The organism is Bradyrhizobium sp. USDA 4461 (assembly GCF_054055655.1).
Window position 1 is genome coordinate 6,809,267 of record NZ_JBSRXM010000001.1, and the last position, 15,816, is coordinate 6,825,082.

General features: G+C 65.9%; 18 protein-coding genes. 8 read left to right on the forward strand and 10 right to left on the reverse strand.

Going from position 1 to position 15,816, the window contains the following annotated elements; genetic code table 11:
- Positions 1-2: 2 nt before the first annotated feature.
- Positions 3-908 (reverse strand): sulfite exporter TauE/SafE family protein, encoded by a 906-nt coding sequence (locus ACVINW_RS32120; protein WP_456754972.1) that lies wholly within the window; start codon positions 906-908, stop codon positions 3-5.
- A gap of 446 nt (positions 909-1,354) precedes the next feature.
- Here ACVINW_RS32120 and ACVINW_RS32125 point away from each other — a divergent pair, with 446 nt between their 5' ends.
- The 3 genes from ACVINW_RS32125 (at position 1,355) to ACVINW_RS32135 (ending at position 4,336) form a co-directional block, all read left to right on the forward strand.
- A complete protein-coding gene (locus ACVINW_RS32125; RefSeq protein ID WP_456754973.1) occupies positions 1,355-2,392 on the forward strand; it encodes a PrsW family glutamic-type intramembrane protease in 1,038 nt (345 codons plus the stop codon).
- A 48-nt stretch (positions 2,393-2,440) separates the two neighbouring features.
- Positions 2,441-3,013 (forward strand): HdeD family acid-resistance protein, encoded by a 573-nt coding sequence (locus ACVINW_RS32130; protein WP_456754974.1) that lies wholly within the window; start codon positions 2,441-2,443, stop codon positions 3,011-3,013.
- A 237-nt stretch (positions 3,014-3,250) separates the two neighbouring features.
- Positions 3,251-4,336, forward strand: a complete 1,086-nt coding sequence (locus ACVINW_RS32135; RefSeq protein ID WP_456754975.1) for a 3-deoxy-7-phosphoheptulonate synthase — start codon at positions 3,251-3,253, stop codon at positions 4,334-4,336.
- A 66-nt stretch (positions 4,337-4,402) separates the two neighbouring features.
- Here ACVINW_RS32135 and ACVINW_RS32140 read toward each other — a convergent pair whose 3' ends face one another.
- The 5 genes from ACVINW_RS32140 to ACVINW_RS32160 all read right to left on the reverse strand — a co-directional run bounded on the left by ACVINW_RS32140 (position 4,403) and on the right by ACVINW_RS32160 (position 8,200).
- Entirely contained in the window at positions 4,403-4,684 is a 282-nt protein-coding gene (locus ACVINW_RS32140; protein WP_456754976.1) for a hypothetical protein, read from the reverse strand.
- Entirely contained in the window at positions 4,663-4,977 is a 315-nt protein-coding gene (locus ACVINW_RS32145; RefSeq protein ID WP_456756610.1) for a hypothetical protein, read from the reverse strand. The genes ACVINW_RS32140 and ACVINW_RS32145 overlap by 22 nt, the downstream gene beginning before the upstream one ends.
- Complete coding sequence (locus tag ACVINW_RS32150; protein WP_456754977.1) at positions 4,928-6,019, reverse strand: lysine-2,3-aminomutase-like protein; 1,092 nt, start codon at positions 6,017-6,019, stop codon at positions 4,928-4,930. Before ACVINW_RS32150 ends, ACVINW_RS32145 begins: the two co-directional genes overlap by 50 nt.
- Entirely contained in the window at positions 6,016-7,068 is a 1,053-nt protein-coding gene (gene epmA, locus ACVINW_RS32155) for an EF-P lysine aminoacylase EpmA (RefSeq protein WP_456754978.1), read from the reverse strand. Before epmA ends, ACVINW_RS32150 begins: the two co-directional genes overlap by 4 nt.
- A gap of 190 nt (positions 7,069-7,258) precedes the next feature.
- Entirely contained in the window at positions 7,259-8,200 is a 942-nt protein-coding gene (locus ACVINW_RS32160; RefSeq protein WP_456754979.1) for a quinone oxidoreductase family protein, read from the reverse strand.
- Between the two features lie 102 nt (positions 8,201-8,302).
- Here ACVINW_RS32160 and ACVINW_RS32165 point away from each other — a divergent pair, with 102 nt between their 5' ends.
- The 3 genes from ACVINW_RS32165 to ACVINW_RS32175 all read left to right on the forward strand — a co-directional run bounded on the left by ACVINW_RS32165 (position 8,303) and on the right by ACVINW_RS32175 (position 11,199).
- Entirely contained in the window at positions 8,303-8,761 is a 459-nt protein-coding gene (locus ACVINW_RS32165) for a MarR family winged helix-turn-helix transcriptional regulator (protein WP_456754980.1), read from the forward strand.
- Positions 8,762-9,011: 250 nt separating this feature from the next.
- Positions 9,012-9,578, forward strand: a complete 567-nt coding sequence (efp, locus tag ACVINW_RS32170; RefSeq protein WP_456754981.1) for an elongation factor P — start codon at positions 9,012-9,014, stop codon at positions 9,576-9,578.
- 37 nt (positions 9,579-9,615) lie between these two features.
- Positions 9,616-11,199 (forward strand): M23 family peptidase, encoded by a 1,584-nt coding sequence (locus tag ACVINW_RS32175; protein ID WP_456754982.1) that lies wholly within the window; start codon positions 9,616-9,618, stop codon positions 11,197-11,199.
- On the opposite strand, the gene ACVINW_RS32180 is transcribed toward ACVINW_RS32175, so the two are convergent.
- From ACVINW_RS32180 to ACVINW_RS32195, 4 genes are all read right to left on the reverse strand, one after another.
- Complete coding sequence (locus ACVINW_RS32180; RefSeq protein ID WP_456754983.1) at positions 11,200-11,622, reverse strand: chorismate mutase; 423 nt, start codon at positions 11,620-11,622, stop codon at positions 11,200-11,202.
- A gap of 171 nt (positions 11,623-11,793) precedes the next feature.
- Complete coding sequence (locus tag ACVINW_RS32185; RefSeq protein ID WP_456754984.1) at positions 11,794-12,687, reverse strand: dihydrodipicolinate synthase family protein; 894 nt, start codon at positions 12,685-12,687, stop codon at positions 11,794-11,796.
- Between the two features lie 114 nt (positions 12,688-12,801).
- The gene (locus ACVINW_RS32190; RefSeq protein WP_456754985.1) at positions 12,802-13,308 is read right to left on the reverse strand and encodes a cupin domain-containing protein; all 507 of its coding nucleotides are present in this window, start codon (positions 13,306-13,308) and stop codon (positions 12,802-12,804) included.
- A gap of 42 nt (positions 13,309-13,350) precedes the next feature.
- Positions 13,351-13,830: a carboxymuconolactone decarboxylase family protein gene (locus ACVINW_RS32195; protein WP_456754986.1), complete on the reverse strand. Its 480-nt coding sequence runs from the start codon at positions 13,828-13,830 to the stop codon at positions 13,351-13,353.
- An 83-nt stretch (positions 13,831-13,913) separates the two neighbouring features.
- Here ACVINW_RS32195 and ACVINW_RS32200 point away from each other — a divergent pair, with 83 nt between their 5' ends.
- Positions 13,914-14,486 carry a MarR family winged helix-turn-helix transcriptional regulator gene (locus ACVINW_RS32200; protein WP_456754987.1) on the forward strand — a complete coding sequence of 191 codons (573 nt, stop codon included), beginning with the start codon at positions 13,914-13,916 and terminating at the stop codon, positions 14,484-14,486.
- A gap of 55 nt (positions 14,487-14,541) precedes the next feature.
- The gene (locus tag ACVINW_RS32205) at positions 14,542-15,774 is read left to right on the forward strand and encodes a lytic murein transglycosylase (RefSeq protein ID WP_456754988.1); all 1,233 of its coding nucleotides are present in this window, start codon (positions 14,542-14,544) and stop codon (positions 15,772-15,774) included.
- Positions 15,775-15,816 lie beyond the last annotated feature (42 nt).

Genomic DNA, 15,816 nt, shown 5'->3' on the forward strand with positions numbered 1-15,816 from the left:
CGTCAGCTCGGACCGCTCCGGTTGCCGGATCGCAGCGAAGCCAGCGCGTGCGAACCCTGCGCGGTGCCGCGCCGCGCGGTGAAAAAGACATAGAGCAAGCAGACGTCGATCAGGATCGTGCCGACCATCACGCTGTAGGCCCACGGGCTGTCGATCAGCTTCACTTCGATCAAGACGCGCGACAGGCCAAATCCCACGACCCAGGCATCGAAGCTCATGCAGATCCGGCGAAACGTCTCGGCATCCAGCCGCCGGATCAGCCAGGCGCCGAGCGGGATGCCGACGACAACGCAGGGAACCAGCACGAACAGGATGCTGCGGCTCTCGTCGATGAAAAGGCCGAGCTTGTAGTACGCGATCGCGGTCAAACTGGATTCCGCCACCCGGACCAGCGCGAGCCCGGCGCGGAACTCATCTTTGACGAGGCCCTGATTGTTGAACAGGATCGCGAGCGGCGGTCCCGAGATGGTCGTGACCGAGTACAGGATGCCGAGCGTCGTTCCAAAGGGCAGACCGACCAGCCATTTCGACTGGATCGGCCTTCGCCAACCGGCTGCCTGCAACAGGATCAGCGGCAGAATGATCGAGTAGGTGGCGAATTTGGTCCAGCCGGGTTGCAGCGATGTCAGCGTAAAGGCGCCGATGGCGATGCCCGGCAACAGCCCGATCAGGATCGGCAGCACGCGCCGCCACACCGCCGGCACGCCGCTCAGATTGATGCACAGAACATACAGGTTGACGAAGACTTCGACGATGACAACCGCGGGGTTGAGCACGCGGTTGGTGTAGAAGACAAGCGCGACCGGCACGGTAAGCGAGGAAAACCCGTAACCCAACGCACCGTTCACAAAAGCCGCAAACAGAGCGATCACGGCAAGAACGATCACAGCAGAATCAATGGAAGTCATCTCTGGCTTTTACCGGATCAGTCGCTTTGCCTGCGGCATTATAGCCTAACGCAAGCGGCTCGGCGCCGAAACTTGCGGCTGTCGGGTTTTGCAAAGCACCCGCGCTCGCGGTGATGACGGATCGCCTCGTTCAGAGGTCGCCATCTCACGGAGCGTTGAAAGCTCTGCGCGGCGAGCGCCGCATGACGCCTTGACCGAGCCTTGTCCGAGCCTTGGGGCTTCGGAACCTGGCCGGGAGCGGATAGCCTGCAGCCCGCCCCGGCTCTGACCGAGACCGCAACAACGGGCTTCCGGCGCGCTTTCGCGGGCGCCGTGGCATATTGGACACGAGAATGGCCTCGGCCGAACCGGTTCTCCTCGCCGCCCGATTTGCAATCCGCTGAACTTGCTGCCATTTCTTGGGTCCGCGCATCGCTTTGATGCCATTGAAAGGGCCCGTTCGGCTCATGTTGTTGCTTGAGTCGCTTCCAACGGTCATTGGCGCCGCCGCCATTGCCCCCGCGCTCCTGGTGCTGTGGCTCGTCATCGCAGCCGACGAACGCCCCGGGCCGCCGGTGCAGGTGTGGCTCGCCTTCGTGCTCGGCGCGGCCAGCATCTCGCTGCTCGGCCTGGCGCGGATTCCGTTCAACGCGCTGCTCGCTATTCCCGACAATCCCTGGGCGACCCAGGCGGTGCGCGCGCTGTTCGGCGTCGCGGCACCAGAGGAGATCGTCAAGGTTCTCGTCATCGTCGCCATCTCGACGCGACGCCGCGCCTTCGCCGATCCGATGGATACGGTGGTCTATGGCGCGGCGGCCGGGCTCGGCTTTGCCGCCTACGAGAACCTCGCCTATCTGGTGCAGCACAAGGACATGTGGCGCGCGCTCGCGGCGTTGCGCAGCGTGCTGACCGTGCCGTTCCACGGCGCGCTCGGGATCATCGCCGGCGCTTACCTCGCGATCGCGCGCTCCGGCGGCGCGCTTGGCGCCTACCGCGGTCACCGCGACTGGGCGCGGATCACGAACTGGACGCTGGTGCTGGTCGCGCCGGTGCTGCTGCACGCGGCATTCGATTTTCCGCTGCTCGCGCTGCAGCGCATGCCCGATCTCGGCTCGACGACGCGGCTGCTGCTCGGTTCGGCCAGCGTGCTGGTCGGCTTCTCCTCGATCGGCTTTGCGATCCGCCTGGTGCGCCGCCTCGGCAAGCATCATGCGCCGCGCACCGATGTCGCGCGCGAGCGGCTCAGCCAGCTCAGGCGGATGTGGGCGCTGCTCGTGATCGGCGGCGGCACCGGCTTCGCCGGCGTCTGCTTCCTGCTCACCTCGCTGCATCATTGGTACGTCAATCCCGAGCGCAATGCGTCGTTCATCCTGGTGCCGATCGGCTTCACCTCGATCCTGATTGGCCTCGCGCTCCTGATCGCGACCACCGCCGTCTACTTGCTCGGCCGCAACCGGATGCGGACCGCCGCGGAGGGCTTCCCGTCCGCGCCAAGCCAGAGTTAGGATACGCAGCACGCGCAGACGTTGCGCTCGCAGATCGGGAAAGCCGCGATGACCCTGTCCAACGACCTCGACAGACTGCGATCGGAGATGCGGGCCGCCGTCAAGGCGCACTGGAAGGCGTTCCTGTTCGAGGGCATCCTGCTCGTGGTGCTCGGCATCGCGGCGATGATCGTACCGGCCTTCGCGAGCCTCGCCGTCACCATCTTCCTCGGCTGGATGTTCCTGATCTCGGGCATCGGCGGACTGATCGTGACGTTCTGGGCGCGCAACATGCCGGGCTTCTGGTGGTCGCTGATCTCAGCCGCGCTCGCCGTATTGGCCGGCCTGGTGCTGCTCGCCCGTCCGCTGCAGGGCGTGCTGACGCTGACCATCGTGATCGGCGCCTATTTCGTCGCCGAGGGCGTCGCCACCATCATGTACGCGCTGGAGCACCGCCGGGAATTGTCGGGACGCTGGTCCTGGCTCTTGATCGCCGGCCTGATGGATATCGTGATCGCCTTCTTCATCATCGCGGGCCTGCCGGAGTCGGCGGGCTGGGCGATCGGCCTGCTGGTCGGCCTCAACCTGATGTTCGGCGGCGCGACCCTGATCGGCATGGCGTTGGCGGCGCGCAACACCTGACGGCGAACCGCGGCAGGCTTGCATTTGGGGGGTGACAGCCCCAAATCCCTGCGCTATAGAGCCGCCCCATGATCACCACTGCCACCAGCTATTTTTGGTACTTTAGCTACGACAGCTCGCTGGCGGCAGGAGGATCGCGCTCAATCTGAAGAATTGCAGCAAACATCCAAAACAAGCCGCCAGACCTGGCGGCTTTTTTGTGTGCCGGCAGGTCCCGAAAATCCAAAGGAGCCAGCCGTGTTGAGTACGACAGACGATCTTCGCATCAAGGAATTGAAAGAGCTGAGTACGCCCGAAGAGGTGATGCGGGAGGTCCCGCGCACCCTGACGGCGACCCGCGTCGTGATGGGCGCCCGCAACGCCATCCACGCCATCCTCAACGGCACCGATGACCGCCTGCTGGTCGTGGTCGGGCCCTGCTCCATTCACGATCCCGCGGCGGCCGTCGACTACGCCGAGCGCCTCGCCGGCCTGCGCGAGCAGCTCGCCGACCGCCTCGAGATCGTGATGCGGGTCTATTTCGAGAAGCCGCGCACCACCGTCGGCTGGAAGGGGCTGATCAACGATCCCGATCTCGACAACAGCTTCGACATCAACAAGGGCCTGCGGCTCGCCCGCAACGTGCTGTCGGCCGTGAACAATCTCGGCCTGCCGGCCGGCACCGAATTCCTCGACATGACGACGCCGCAATACATCGCGGATCTCGTGTCCTGGGCCGCGATCGGCGCGCGCACCACCGAGAGCCAGATCCATCGCGAGCTGGCGTCCGGCCTGTCCTGCCCGGTCGGCTTCAAGAACAGCACCGATGGTGGCGTGCGGATCGCGGCGGACGCGGTGAAATCGGCGTCGCACCCGCATCACTTCATGGCGGTCACCAAAGGCGGCCGTTCGGCGATCGCCGCGACCAGCGGCAACGAGGACTGCCACGTCATCCTGCGCGGCGGCCGGGTACCGAACTATGATGCCGCAAGCGTCGATGCCGCCGCCGCCGAGCTCGGCCGCTCCGGTGTCGCGGCGCGGCTGATGATCGACACCAGCCACGCCAACTCGAGCAAGAAGCCGGAGAACCAGCCGCTGGTGGCCGCCGACATCGCGCAGCAGGTCGCAGGCGGCGAGCAGCGCATCGTCGGCGTCATGATCGAAAGCAACCTGGTCGCGGGACGCCAGGACGTCGCGCCGGGCAAACCTCTGACCTACGGCCAGAGCATCACGGATGGCTGCATCGACCTCGATACGACGGCCGAATTGTTGAAGCAGCTGGCCGACGCCGTCGACGCAAGGCGGCGCGTGCGGCGTGACGGCTTGCAGGAGCGTTCGGCCTGACGCAACCGAACGCATTGAGCATTGCCGGCGGGGCGGCTGTCGCGCTCCGCCGGCGTACTGCGCCGATTAACAGCCGCGGCAGATGCTCTTGATCTTCTTGTCGAGCGCGGCGTCTTCCTTGTTGGCCTGGCTGTTCGGATCGCTGATATTCTTCTCAGTGCCGACGTCGCCGCGGCGCGGCTGACGATGTCCGATCGGCGCTTCCGGCACCCCCGAATTCTTCTGCATGGAGGACGATCCGCCCTGCTGCTGCGCCCAGGCTTGGGAGATTCCAATCTGGGACATTCCAAGCTGGGGCGCTCCGGCCGCAACCATCATCAGAGCCATCAACAACACTGTCTTCCGCATCTCGCGTCTCCGCTTCTCAACCCTATCGCGCCCGTTCCGGCAACTCGACGGTAGCACAGTTGCGTCGCCCCTGCGCTGCGCAATCCTGGACTTTCCCGTATATCGGCCATGGTGCCAAGGAGCCAGATTCCCACGGCAACCAGCACCGCAAAGAAGCCGAACATCACAGCATTTTCGATGCCGCGGTTGCCCTCGTCCTCGGGCGGCTCCTGCCGACCGTCCCCGGCCCCGCTCATATCCGCCTCAAGATTGCGGCGGATAAAGATGAACGTCACCGCAATAATCGACGACACGGTAGCGCCGTTCCGCGGAATCTTCACATTCGCGGGAAGCCGGCTGCGACAAATAGGCCGGGCCGATCGGCGCCTTGCCGTGGCCGCCGGGAATGTCGAGGACATATTCCGGCTGACACAGTCCGGAGACGCGTCCGCGCAACGTCCGCATCAACTCCTGCCCGGCTTCGATCGTGGTGCGCAGATGCCCTGTGCCGGGCGCCAGATCGCCGTGATGCAGGTAGTATGGCTTGATCCGGCACTCGACGAGGGCGCGCATCAGCGCCTCGAGCGTCGCAGCATCATCATTGACGCCGCGCAGCAAGACCGACTGGCTCACCAACGGGATGCCGGCGTCGGTAAGCCGCGCGCACGCGGCGCGCGCATTGGCGCCGAGTTCACGCGGATGGTTGGCGTGGATCGCAATCCAGGTCGTCGCGCCCTCGACCCGCAGCGCCGCGATCATCTCGGCATTGATGCGGCCGGGATCGGCGACCGGGACGCGGGTGTGGATGCGGATGACCTTCACATGATCGATGGCAGCGAGATCGGCCATGATCTCGGTCAGCCGGCGCGGCGACAGCATCAAGGGATCGCCGCCGGTCAGGATGACCTCCCAGATCTCCGGATGGCTGCGAATGTAATCGAGGCCCGCGCGATAGGCATCGTCGGACAAGGCCGAGGCCTTGCCCGGCCCGACCATTTCGCGCCGGAAACAAAACCGGCAATAGACCGCGCAGACATGGACCAGCTTGAACAACACCCGATCCGGATAGCGATGCACGATCCCCGGGACCGGCGAATGCGCATCGTCGCCGATCGGGTCGGCGTTCTCGCCCGGTTGCTCCATGAGTTCGTCCGCGCTCGGGATGAACTGCCGCGCGATCGGATCGTTGGCATCGTCCGGATCGATCAGTGCGGCAAGTTCCGGCGTCACCGCGACCGCGTAGCGCGCGGCCACCTGCTCGAGCGCAGCGAGCGCCGAGGCTGGCGCGAGACCGGCATCGACCAGCTCGCGCGGCTGTCGCAGCGTCGCCGCCAGTTTGGGATCGATCCTGTTCATGGCTCTCCTGCAGGCGGTGTCCAGATCACCTGATCAATTCGCGGCGCGCCGCTCGCCAGCATCACCAGCCGGTCGAAGCCGAGCGCGACGCCGCTCGCCTCCGGCATCCGGCCGACCGCGGCAAGGAAATCGTCGTCGAGCGGATAGCGCTCGCCGTAACGGCGGGCCTTCTCGTCCATCGCTGCGGTGAAACGATGGCGCTGCTCGGCGGCATCGGTCAACTCGCCAAAGCCGTTGGCGAGCTCGACGCCGCAGGCATAGACCTCGAAGCGCTCGGCGACGCGCGGTTCGCCCGCCTTGGTGCGTGCCAGCGCAGCCTCCGGCGACGGATATTCGAACAGCACGGTCAGTCGGCCCTGTCCCAGGTTGGGCTCGACATGCTCGACCAGCACCTTGCTGAAGATATCCGACCAGGTGTCGTCGTCGGCAATCCGCACCCGCTGGTGCGCGGCCGCCGCCAGCGCCGCGCGATCGCCCTCGCCGCCCGAAATCGTCGCCAGGAGATCAATGCCGGCGAAGCGCTCGAAGCTTGCCGCGACCGTCAGCAGCTCCGGCTCGGCAAAGGGATCGGCGATCCTGCCGCGGAAGCAAAACCGCCCGATCCCGGTCGCCTGCGCCGCATGCGCGATCACGACGATCGTGTCGGCCATGATGGCGTCATAGCCGGCATTGGCGCGGTACCATTCCAGCATGGTGAATTCGGGCAGATGCAGGTCGCCGCGCTCGCGATCGCGGAACACCCGCGCGAACTCGTAGATCTTCGGCTCGCCGGCCGCGAGCAGCTTCTTGCAGGCGAACTCCGGAGAAGTCCGCAGATAGCGCGTCGCCCGCGAGCCATCGGCCTGGCTGAGCTCGGTCCGGGGCGCGTGCAGATGGGTCTCGTTGCCCGGCGAGACCTGCAGGACGGCGGTCTCGACCTCGGCAAATCCCTGCTCCTCGAACCAGGCCCGGAGCGCGCGCGTGATCGCGGTCCGCGCCTGCAGGAACGGCCGCCGGTCGGTGTAGCGCTGCGGCGCCCACCAGGGCGAGGTCTGTTCCGGTCCGGTCATATCAGCCCCACCTCCGACACCATCGAAGCGGCATGAAGCACCCTGCATGTCGGCTCAGAACATAAGCGCAAGCCATTGATATCCAAAGAATTGACGACCAACATGATGCTCGATCCCGGACCGGCGGAGCGACGGCTGCTCCTTCATGTCGAAAGACAGCGGCCTTGTCCATCTGGCGCGCGCCCGCACTTCAGTGCGGCAGAAAGACGATCCGCTGCCCGACGGTCCTCCAATGGCTGGACACCTCGGCAAGCGGAACGGCGTGGTGGTCGAGCGTTAGGCCTGCAGCCGCGGCCGCTCGAAGAACGCCATCGATCGCAGCCATGAGCCGGGGAAGGCCGACGCTTCCGAGGCCGCTCCCCTTTATCTCGATCGCGGAGGAGCGAAGCACCGTTGCAGGCAGCGCGATCTCTGGCCCCGCGGCGGCTCCAATCTGAACGAAGCGGATCGGGATCCCGGCTGGCGCCGCGTTAGCGCCAGCGACAAGAAGCGAGCGCGCACTTGTTCCCCAAAGATAATCGAGGACGACATCGACCCCCTCTGCGAAATGCCGGCGGAGGGCGGCTTCGATCGCGTCTTCATCCTGGCGCAACGGCACTACCGCGTCGGCGCCGAGGGTGTGGAGCACCTCGGCGTTGCGGCCCGTTGCGATCACCCGGGCCGCGCCGAGATGACGTGCGATCTTGACTGCGAGCCGGCCGGCCGCGCCGGTTGCGCCATTGATGAGCACGGTTTCGCCGCGGCCCAGTTTGGCTCGTTCGGTCAGCGCCGCCCAAGATGACATGCCCGGGTTGGCGAGGACGGCAGCCATGATCTCATCCAAATCGTCGGGCAGCGGCGCCCATCGTCCATCGGGTACGACCGTGCGCTCAGCCATGGCGCCGAACGGGGCGCGGGGCAGAAGGAAGTAGACTCGCCTCCCGTCTTCAAGCCGGCCCACCCCGTCGACGCCGGCGACAAACGGAACCCCGCCCGTCGCGCTGTAGTGCACGCCGGCCGCGCGGCCGCGGGCGAATTGGCTCAGCGCGGACGCCGTCACCTGCACCACAACGTCCCCCGGCTGAGCGACAGGCTCGGCGAAATCGGTGTAGACCGGCAGATGACCGGCCTGCTCGACGACGGCTGCTTTCATGGAGCGACGGCCTTTCGATTGTTTGACATCCGTGTATGATGAACGGATTAAATCCATCTCAGCCCGGAGTCAATATCCGTGCATAATGCACCGAGTAGCGCCTTGCTTTCCAAGCTTCATGATGCCGTCCTCGACGTCGTCGCCTTTATCAACCGGCCCGATCGGGACGAGGTGCTGATGCGGGAAGCGCACATAAAGCTGGACCGGGCCTTATTCCCGCTTCTCGTGCTGACGGAGCGGCTAGGTCCGATCAGTGTGGTCGAACTCGCTGGCCGCGTCGGCCGCGACCACAGCACCGTCAGCCGCCAGATCGCCAAGCTCGTGCAACTCGGACTCATGGAGCGACAGCCCCGCCAGACAGACGGCCGCCAGCGCGATTTGCGTCCGACGGCATCGGGCCGAGCGATGGCGCGGCAAATCGACGAAGCCCGCGAGCGGCTCGCCCGTCGCGCCCTGTCCGGCTGGTCTGAACGCGAGATCGCCGATCTCGCGCAATCACTTCGCCGCTATGCCGATGCGCTTGCAACGTCACGCGCCGATGGAATGGGCAAAGCGCTCTGAGAACGGCGAGCCGATGCTCTGGAGCTCAGCGGCAGTCTTCTGGTGCAGTTTTCGCACAGCCCGCCGCGCAATCCCACAACGAAACCGGCCCGATTGTCGCGGAATAGACGTTCCCAACCGGCCGAAAACAGCCGCAAAAGACTGGCATCTCGGGGATAAATCAGTATGTTGCGGCCCGAAATCGCCGCCACGGCCGAGGCGCTGCCGAACCGGTTGGCATCCTCACGTTCTCAAATTCAGGAAAACACCTTTGAAAGTCATCGCCAGTTCCATCCGCAAGGGCAATGTCATCGAGCAGGACGGCAAGCTCTATGTGGTCTTGTCCGCCGAGAACATTCATCCCGGCAAGGGCACCCCGGTCAGCCAGATCGAAATGCGCCGCATCGGCGACGGCGTGAAGGTCTCCGAGCGCTACAAGACCACCGACCAGGTCGAGAAGGCCACCGTCGAGGACCACAATTACAACTACCTCTACGAGGACGCCGACGGCTTCCACTTCATGAACAACGACAATTACGACCAGGTCCAGGTCTCCAAGGAGATCGTGGGCTCGTCTGCGCCGTATCTGCAGGAGAACATGACCGTGAAGCTGTCGATGCACGACGGCAATCCGGTCGCGATCCAGCTGCCGCAGCGCGTGACGCTGGAAGTGGTCGAGACCGAGCCGGTCACCAAGGGCCAGACCGCCTCGTCGTCCTACAAGCCCGCGGTGCTCTCCAACGGCATTCGCACCGGCGTGCCGCCGCACGTGTCCACCGGAACGCGCATCGTGGTGATGACCGAAGACGGTTCCTACGTTGAACGCGCCAAGGATTGAGCGCTAGTCTCGCAGGAGATTCGAACCGGGGGGTGCGGTGAACAGGAAGGTGGTCAGCTTCATCAGTTGCTGGCTTGCAGCCCTGCTCTTGCCTCCTCCCGGCGCCCGTGCCGACGAATTCCGAACGCCCTCGATCTCGGTCATGCGGGTCGAATGGCGTGCCGTGATTGACCAGCTCCGGCAGGAGATCACGTCCCGCCCGGCGATCGCGACGAACTTCACCTTCGCCGGCCAGCGCCGCGTCCCCGCCTCCGATCCGCGCGCAACGCCTGCGCTGGTGCAGCTGAACGCGGCGACGTCAGAACTCTTTCCCGGCATCGCGCGCAGCCCGATCCCCGTGCTGCTGCCGCTCGATCCCGCAAGCTATCTCGACGCACGGCAAAGCGGGACGCCGGGCATTTTCCCGGTCACGCGCTATCAGGCCGATTTCAGCGCAGCCGACGTCTTCCATGCCGGCGGGTCCGGCTATGACGCAGTGTTCTCGCTCGCCCCCGGTGCCGGCGACGGCATGCCGCCGCGGACGTTCGCAAAGCCGGTCGAGGTGCAGATCTCGGGCTCGATGCTGGTCTATGACCTTGCCGACCGGCTCGGCGGCAAGGGCGAACCGGCCAAGACGCTGGCCGCGCAGTTTCCGGATGTTCGCCGCTTCATCCGCGAAGGCTATCTCCGTTACGCCTTCACCCGTTTCGGGATTCCCTATGTCGTCTCGATCCAGTGCCTCGACAGCGCACCGCGGGCGAAGCGGCTGGCGTGCCGCGAGGCCGCGCCGGTCGCCGAACGCTTCCTGAAGGCCCTGCGCATCGCCGGCGGGCAGCCGTCACAGCCGCGCCGCGACATCGCCTCAGAGATCGCCGAGCGGCCGCGCGCGCAGTCGGCCGACTTCACCTACCTCCCGAGCGGCGACATCGTCGCGGGCAGCGGCGGGCGCAGGCAAGGCGGTCACGCCGATTTCACGGTCTATTCGCAGATCCGCTTTCCGCTGGAGAAGGCGCCGGCCTTCGCGCATTCGCAATCCTTCGCGAGGCGCAGGGCGGGCGCGACCGTCGACGAATATCCCTGGCAGGACAATTTCTGCGAGGCGCGCAGCTTCGAGGTCGGCCAATGCGCCAGCGGCTACGGCCACCAGGGCCAGGACATCAGACCGGGTGCATGTCCGGCCGACAGCAAGGACGGCTGCGACCCCAGGCAGCAGGCGGTGGTCGCGGCGCGCGACAGCGTCGTGATCCGCTCGACGCAGCAACAGGCCGCGACGTTGCAGGTCAACACCCGCACCGAGCATGTCCGCTTCCGCTACATGCACATGAACCCGTCGGTGATGGATGCCGACGGCCTGCTCAACGGACGTCGTGTCAGCGAGGGCGAGAGGATCGGCGTGGTCTCGAACTATCTCGACCATCCCAACGGCACGTCGCGGCATCTGCATTTCGACGTGCAGGTGTTCACGCGCGACGGCTGGCTGTGGGTCAATCCCTACACCACGCTGGTATCGGCCTATGAGCGGCTGATCCGCGGCCGCGGCCGCGAGATCGGACCGGAGCCCGGACCTGCCGCCGCCGTGGCCCATGCCCTGCCCGACGACGTCGTGCATCGCATCGACACCCAGGAAGGCGGCGGCAATTAGCTATTTCTTCCACGGCGCTTCACCGCGTGCTGCTGCCGCTGCGAAGACGCCCTGCTCATAATCGATGAAGGCGTGGACCATCGCGCGATAGGCGGCCTCGGCGACCTTGGGCGACAACCCGTCCGCTTCCGCGAGCGCCATCGCCTTCTTCACCACCGCTTCGGCGCGCTCCGGCGCCTCGACCTGCGCCGGGTTGGCCTTGAAGCGCGCGGCTTCATGCACGTAGCGGCCGCGCTCGGCCATCAGGCGCACGATCTCGCGGTCGAGCCGGTCGATGTTGCCGCGCACCTCACTGAGCGTCTTGCAACATTTGCCATTGTCGACTGTCGGGCTGCCCCACAGCGCCGCTGTATCGGTTGCGGGTTCCTCGGCCGAGGCCATCGCAGGGACGAGCAGCATCAACAGAAACACCAGCAATCGCATCGGACACCTCCCAGCCAGTATGCCTTGCGATTGTTATGCCGATTTTGCACGCCGATGGAAGCCACGCTACCGATGGGCGACGCGGAATCCGCCCGCTCGTCGTGACGCTGTGCGCGCTGCCGGGATCGAAGGGCGACGACGGTTCGGCCGCGCGCCGTCACATCGTCACGATCAGCTGACGTCCATTGCGGCCAAGGTCTCCTTGACCCTCGTCTGGGCAGAAGCGGGCAGCGGCAGGATCGGACGCGGCGGCTCGGCGGCGCAAATCCCTCTGAGATTGGCGATCGCGTAGACGACGCGCAGGCTCGAATGTGTCTTGAACAAATCCCAGATCGGCAGCAAGCGCGCATCGAGTTGCCGCGCCCGGGCCGCATCGCCGCTCGTCGCGGCGCGCACGATCTCCACGCAGATCCGCGGCAGGATACCGGCGAGAACGCTGTACCAGGTGTCGCCACCTGCCAACAGCGCCTCGGTGCAATTCCAGTCGGCGCTGTAACCCAGCGCAACGCCGCTGGGAACGACAGCGCGCAACTCCTTCAGATGATCCGCAATGGTCGAGGCATCCAGCGCAGGGCTCTTCACCGCGACGATTCCATCGACACGACCCAAGCGGCCGATCAGAGCCGGCGTGAATCGAAAATGGGTGGTGCCGGGATTGTCATAGATGCAGATCGGCAATCCGCTCTCGCGCGCCACGGTTTGAAAATGCTCAAATACCTCATCGTCGGTCAGAGGCGTGTAGGACACCGCCGCCAACAGACCCGCGGTTGCGCCGGCGTCGCGCGCATCCTGCGCCAGCCGCACCGCGTCGTCGGTGCGCAGCGCGCCGATGCCGACCAGGATCGGCATCCTGCCGGCAGCCAACGCTGTCGCCGCCTCGACGGCACGCCGCCGCTCGCCGCGGCTGAAATACGGATATGAACCGGTGCTTCCGAGCAGCCCGACCGAATCCACCTTCGCCGCAATTAGCGGTTCGAGCAACGCGCGCAGCGCGCCAACATCGACCCGGCCGTCGCGGTTCGACGGCGTTATCGGGAAGGCGGAGAGCCCCTTCAGACTGATCATCGATTTGTCCTTCGTCGGCAACCGTTGCTGCAGCTGTCGTGTAATCAATCCACGCGCCGCCTCGCGCGCAAGGTCCACTTTCACGCGAGCTCGGCACCAAACTGGTCCAGTGCGCTATTCCAGCATCGTGGTCAGCTGCGCGCCCTCATCCGCCACGAACATCGCGATCAGCTCCGCCGGCTCCGTGGTGCTGGCATTGGCCGAGACCATGTGGGTCGAGCCCGGCGGCTCGAAGAAGGACTGGCCGACCTTGAAGGTCTCGACCGGCCCGCCGCCGAGCTGGGAGCGGATCTCGCCCTTGGTGATATAAGCCGTCACCGAGCCGGAATGGCGATGCGGCGGCGTGAAGCCACCCGGACCATAGAACACGCGCACCACCGTGACGCGCTTGCCAGCCACGTTCGGCAGCGCGTGCGAGGTGATAACCTCGACCTTGTCGAGCGGCGACGCCGCATTGGCGCTGGCGCAGAGCGGCGCGATCACCGCCGAGATCGCATCCATCGGGGTCGGCAGCGCCTTGCCGATCAGGCAGGCCGAGGCAAGTCCAGCGGCGACGGCCAGCGCAACCGGGCGCGGCAGCCGTGCGAATGGAAGAAAGGGTGTCACTGTCATCGGAGCCATCGGGTCGTCTCCCCTGTTATTGCCGTTTGATCGGTCTCGACCTTATGAAGCTGTCGCGTTCGCGCTCTGCCGGCGCGGCGGCGGCGTCCAGCGATAGGCTGCGCCGAACCGGTTCCAGACATTGATCGATGCGATCGCCGACGTCAGATAGGTCAGCTCCTGCTCGGAGAATTCTGCGGCGACCTGCGCATACACGTCGTCGCTGACGCCGTTCGGCATGGTGGTCAGCGCCTCGGTCCAGGCCAGCGCGGCGCGCTCGCGGGCCGAGAATTGCGGCGCCTCGCGCCACACCACCACGAGGTTCAGCTTGTCGACGGGCACGCCGAGGCTTTCGCCCTGCAGGATGTGATACTGCACGCAGAAGGCACAGCCGTTGATCTGCGAGGCGCGGAGCTTGACGAGCTCCAGCAGCTGCTTGTCCAGGCCGGCCTTCGCTGCGAACTGGCCGAGCGCACGCACCGCGGCGAACACGTCAGGGGCAAGCTTCTCGAAGTCGGTGTATTCCTTGCGGGCATGTGACATTGGCCTGGCCTTACGTTATCAGTGTACTGACATATTATCAGAGCTCTGATATTGAGCAAGACGCGGACATTGGCGAAGGCAACATGGTGGGAATGCAGAAACGCGGGAAGTCAGGCGTTGCCGGACGGCGGCCTGCCGGGAGCACGGCGGCCGGCAAGGCTCCGATCGGAACAGGATCGGCCGCAGCCGCCCTGCCTGTCCCATCGATCCCGCCGCCCGGCGAGGGCAAGCGCGGCGAACAGGGTTATCTGGCCTATCTGCTGCGCCAGGCGCACGCCGCCTCGCGGCTGTCGATGGAGCGCGGGCTCGCCGAACTCGGCGTCACCTCGCCGCAATTCGTTGTGCTCACGATGCTGAAGGCCTATCCGGGATTATCAGGCGCCGATCTGGCGCGGGTCGCGCTGCTGACGCCGCAGACCGTGAGCGTGATCATCCGCAACCTCGAGCGCGACGGCGCGATCCGCAAGACGCCGCACCCGGTCCACGGCCGGGTGCTGCAATGGACGCTGACCAGCCATGGAACCACGCTGCTGGAGAAATGCCGCCATATCGCTCAGGCGCAGGAGCGCCGGCTCGCCGCCGGCCTCGACGCCAAATCGGAGCAAATTGTCCGGCAATGGCTGTCAAAAATCGCCACAGATCTGCAGGATACATAACTCCTGCGGCGGCATGGCTTTTGGCTCACCCCATGGCCGCCGCTACACTGGCCCCATGAAACAGCCTGATTCTTTGAAGTCCCCTGCCCGTCGTACCGTCCTCAAGGCGGCGCTCGCCGCTGGCGTCACGCTTGCCAATCCGCTCGGCGCGCTCGCAGCGGCACCTCCCGGCTTCGATCAGTGGCGCGACAATTTCCGCGCCCGCGCGCTGGCAAAAGGCATCTCGGAGGCGACCTGGAATCGCTGCATGGCACGGGTCGAGCCCGACATGAGCGTGTTCAAGCAGATGCGCAACCAGCCGGAATTCCACGAGCAGATCTGGCAGTACATCAACCGCCGCGTCTCCGACTGGCGCATCATTCACGGCCGCGAGGCGCTGAAGAAGAACGACGCGCTGTTCGGCCGCATCGAGCGCGACTTCGGCGTCGAGCGCGGCACGCTGCTCGCGCTGTGGGGCGTCGAGTCGGCCTATGGCGATCCGCTGGTGCAGCAGAACCACATGACGCCGGTGTTTCCCTCGCTCGCCGCGCTCGCCTGGAACGAGCCGCGCCGCAAGGCCTATTGGGAGACCGAGCTGATCAACGCGATGAAGATCGTGCAGCGAGGCTGGAGCACGCCGGAGGAGATGAACGGCTCCTGGGCCGGCGCGATGGGTCATTCGCAGTGGATGCCGGAGGTCTGGCTCAATGTCGGCTTCGATTATGACGGCGACGGCAAGGTCTCGCCGTTCGGCCGGCCCGACGATGCGCTGGGTTCGACCGCGAAATATCTGGTCAATCGCGGCAAGTGGCACCGCGGCGAGCATTGGGGCTACGAGGTCCGCGCGCCCGGCGGCGCCAGCGGCAGCCGCACCTACGCAGCGTGGACCAGCGCCGGTGTCGTCAGAGCCGACGGCCAGCCCTTTCCGCAGCCGAACTCATCGGCGCAGCTCTGGATTCCGGTCGCGGGCGGCCCGGCCTTCCTGCTCGGCCCGAACTTCAACTCGGTGAAGAGCTACAACCCGTCGATGAATTACGCGCTGGCGATCTGCCATCTCGGCGATCGCTGTCTCGGCGGCCCGCCGTTCATCCAGCCCTTCCCGGGCTCCGAGCGCGCGTTGACGTTGGCCGAAGTGCAGGAGATGCAGACCCGGCTGACCAAGGCCGGCTTCGACACCGGCGGCACCGACGGCCGCGTCGGCAACGACACCATGAAGGCGATCAAGGATTACCAGATCAAGATGGGCCTGCTGCCCGCCGATGGCTACGGCGGGCTCAAGGTGCTGGCGCGGCTAAGGCAGGGTGGCTAGGTAGCCCCTCGCCGTCATTGCGAGCGCAGCGAAGCAATCCAT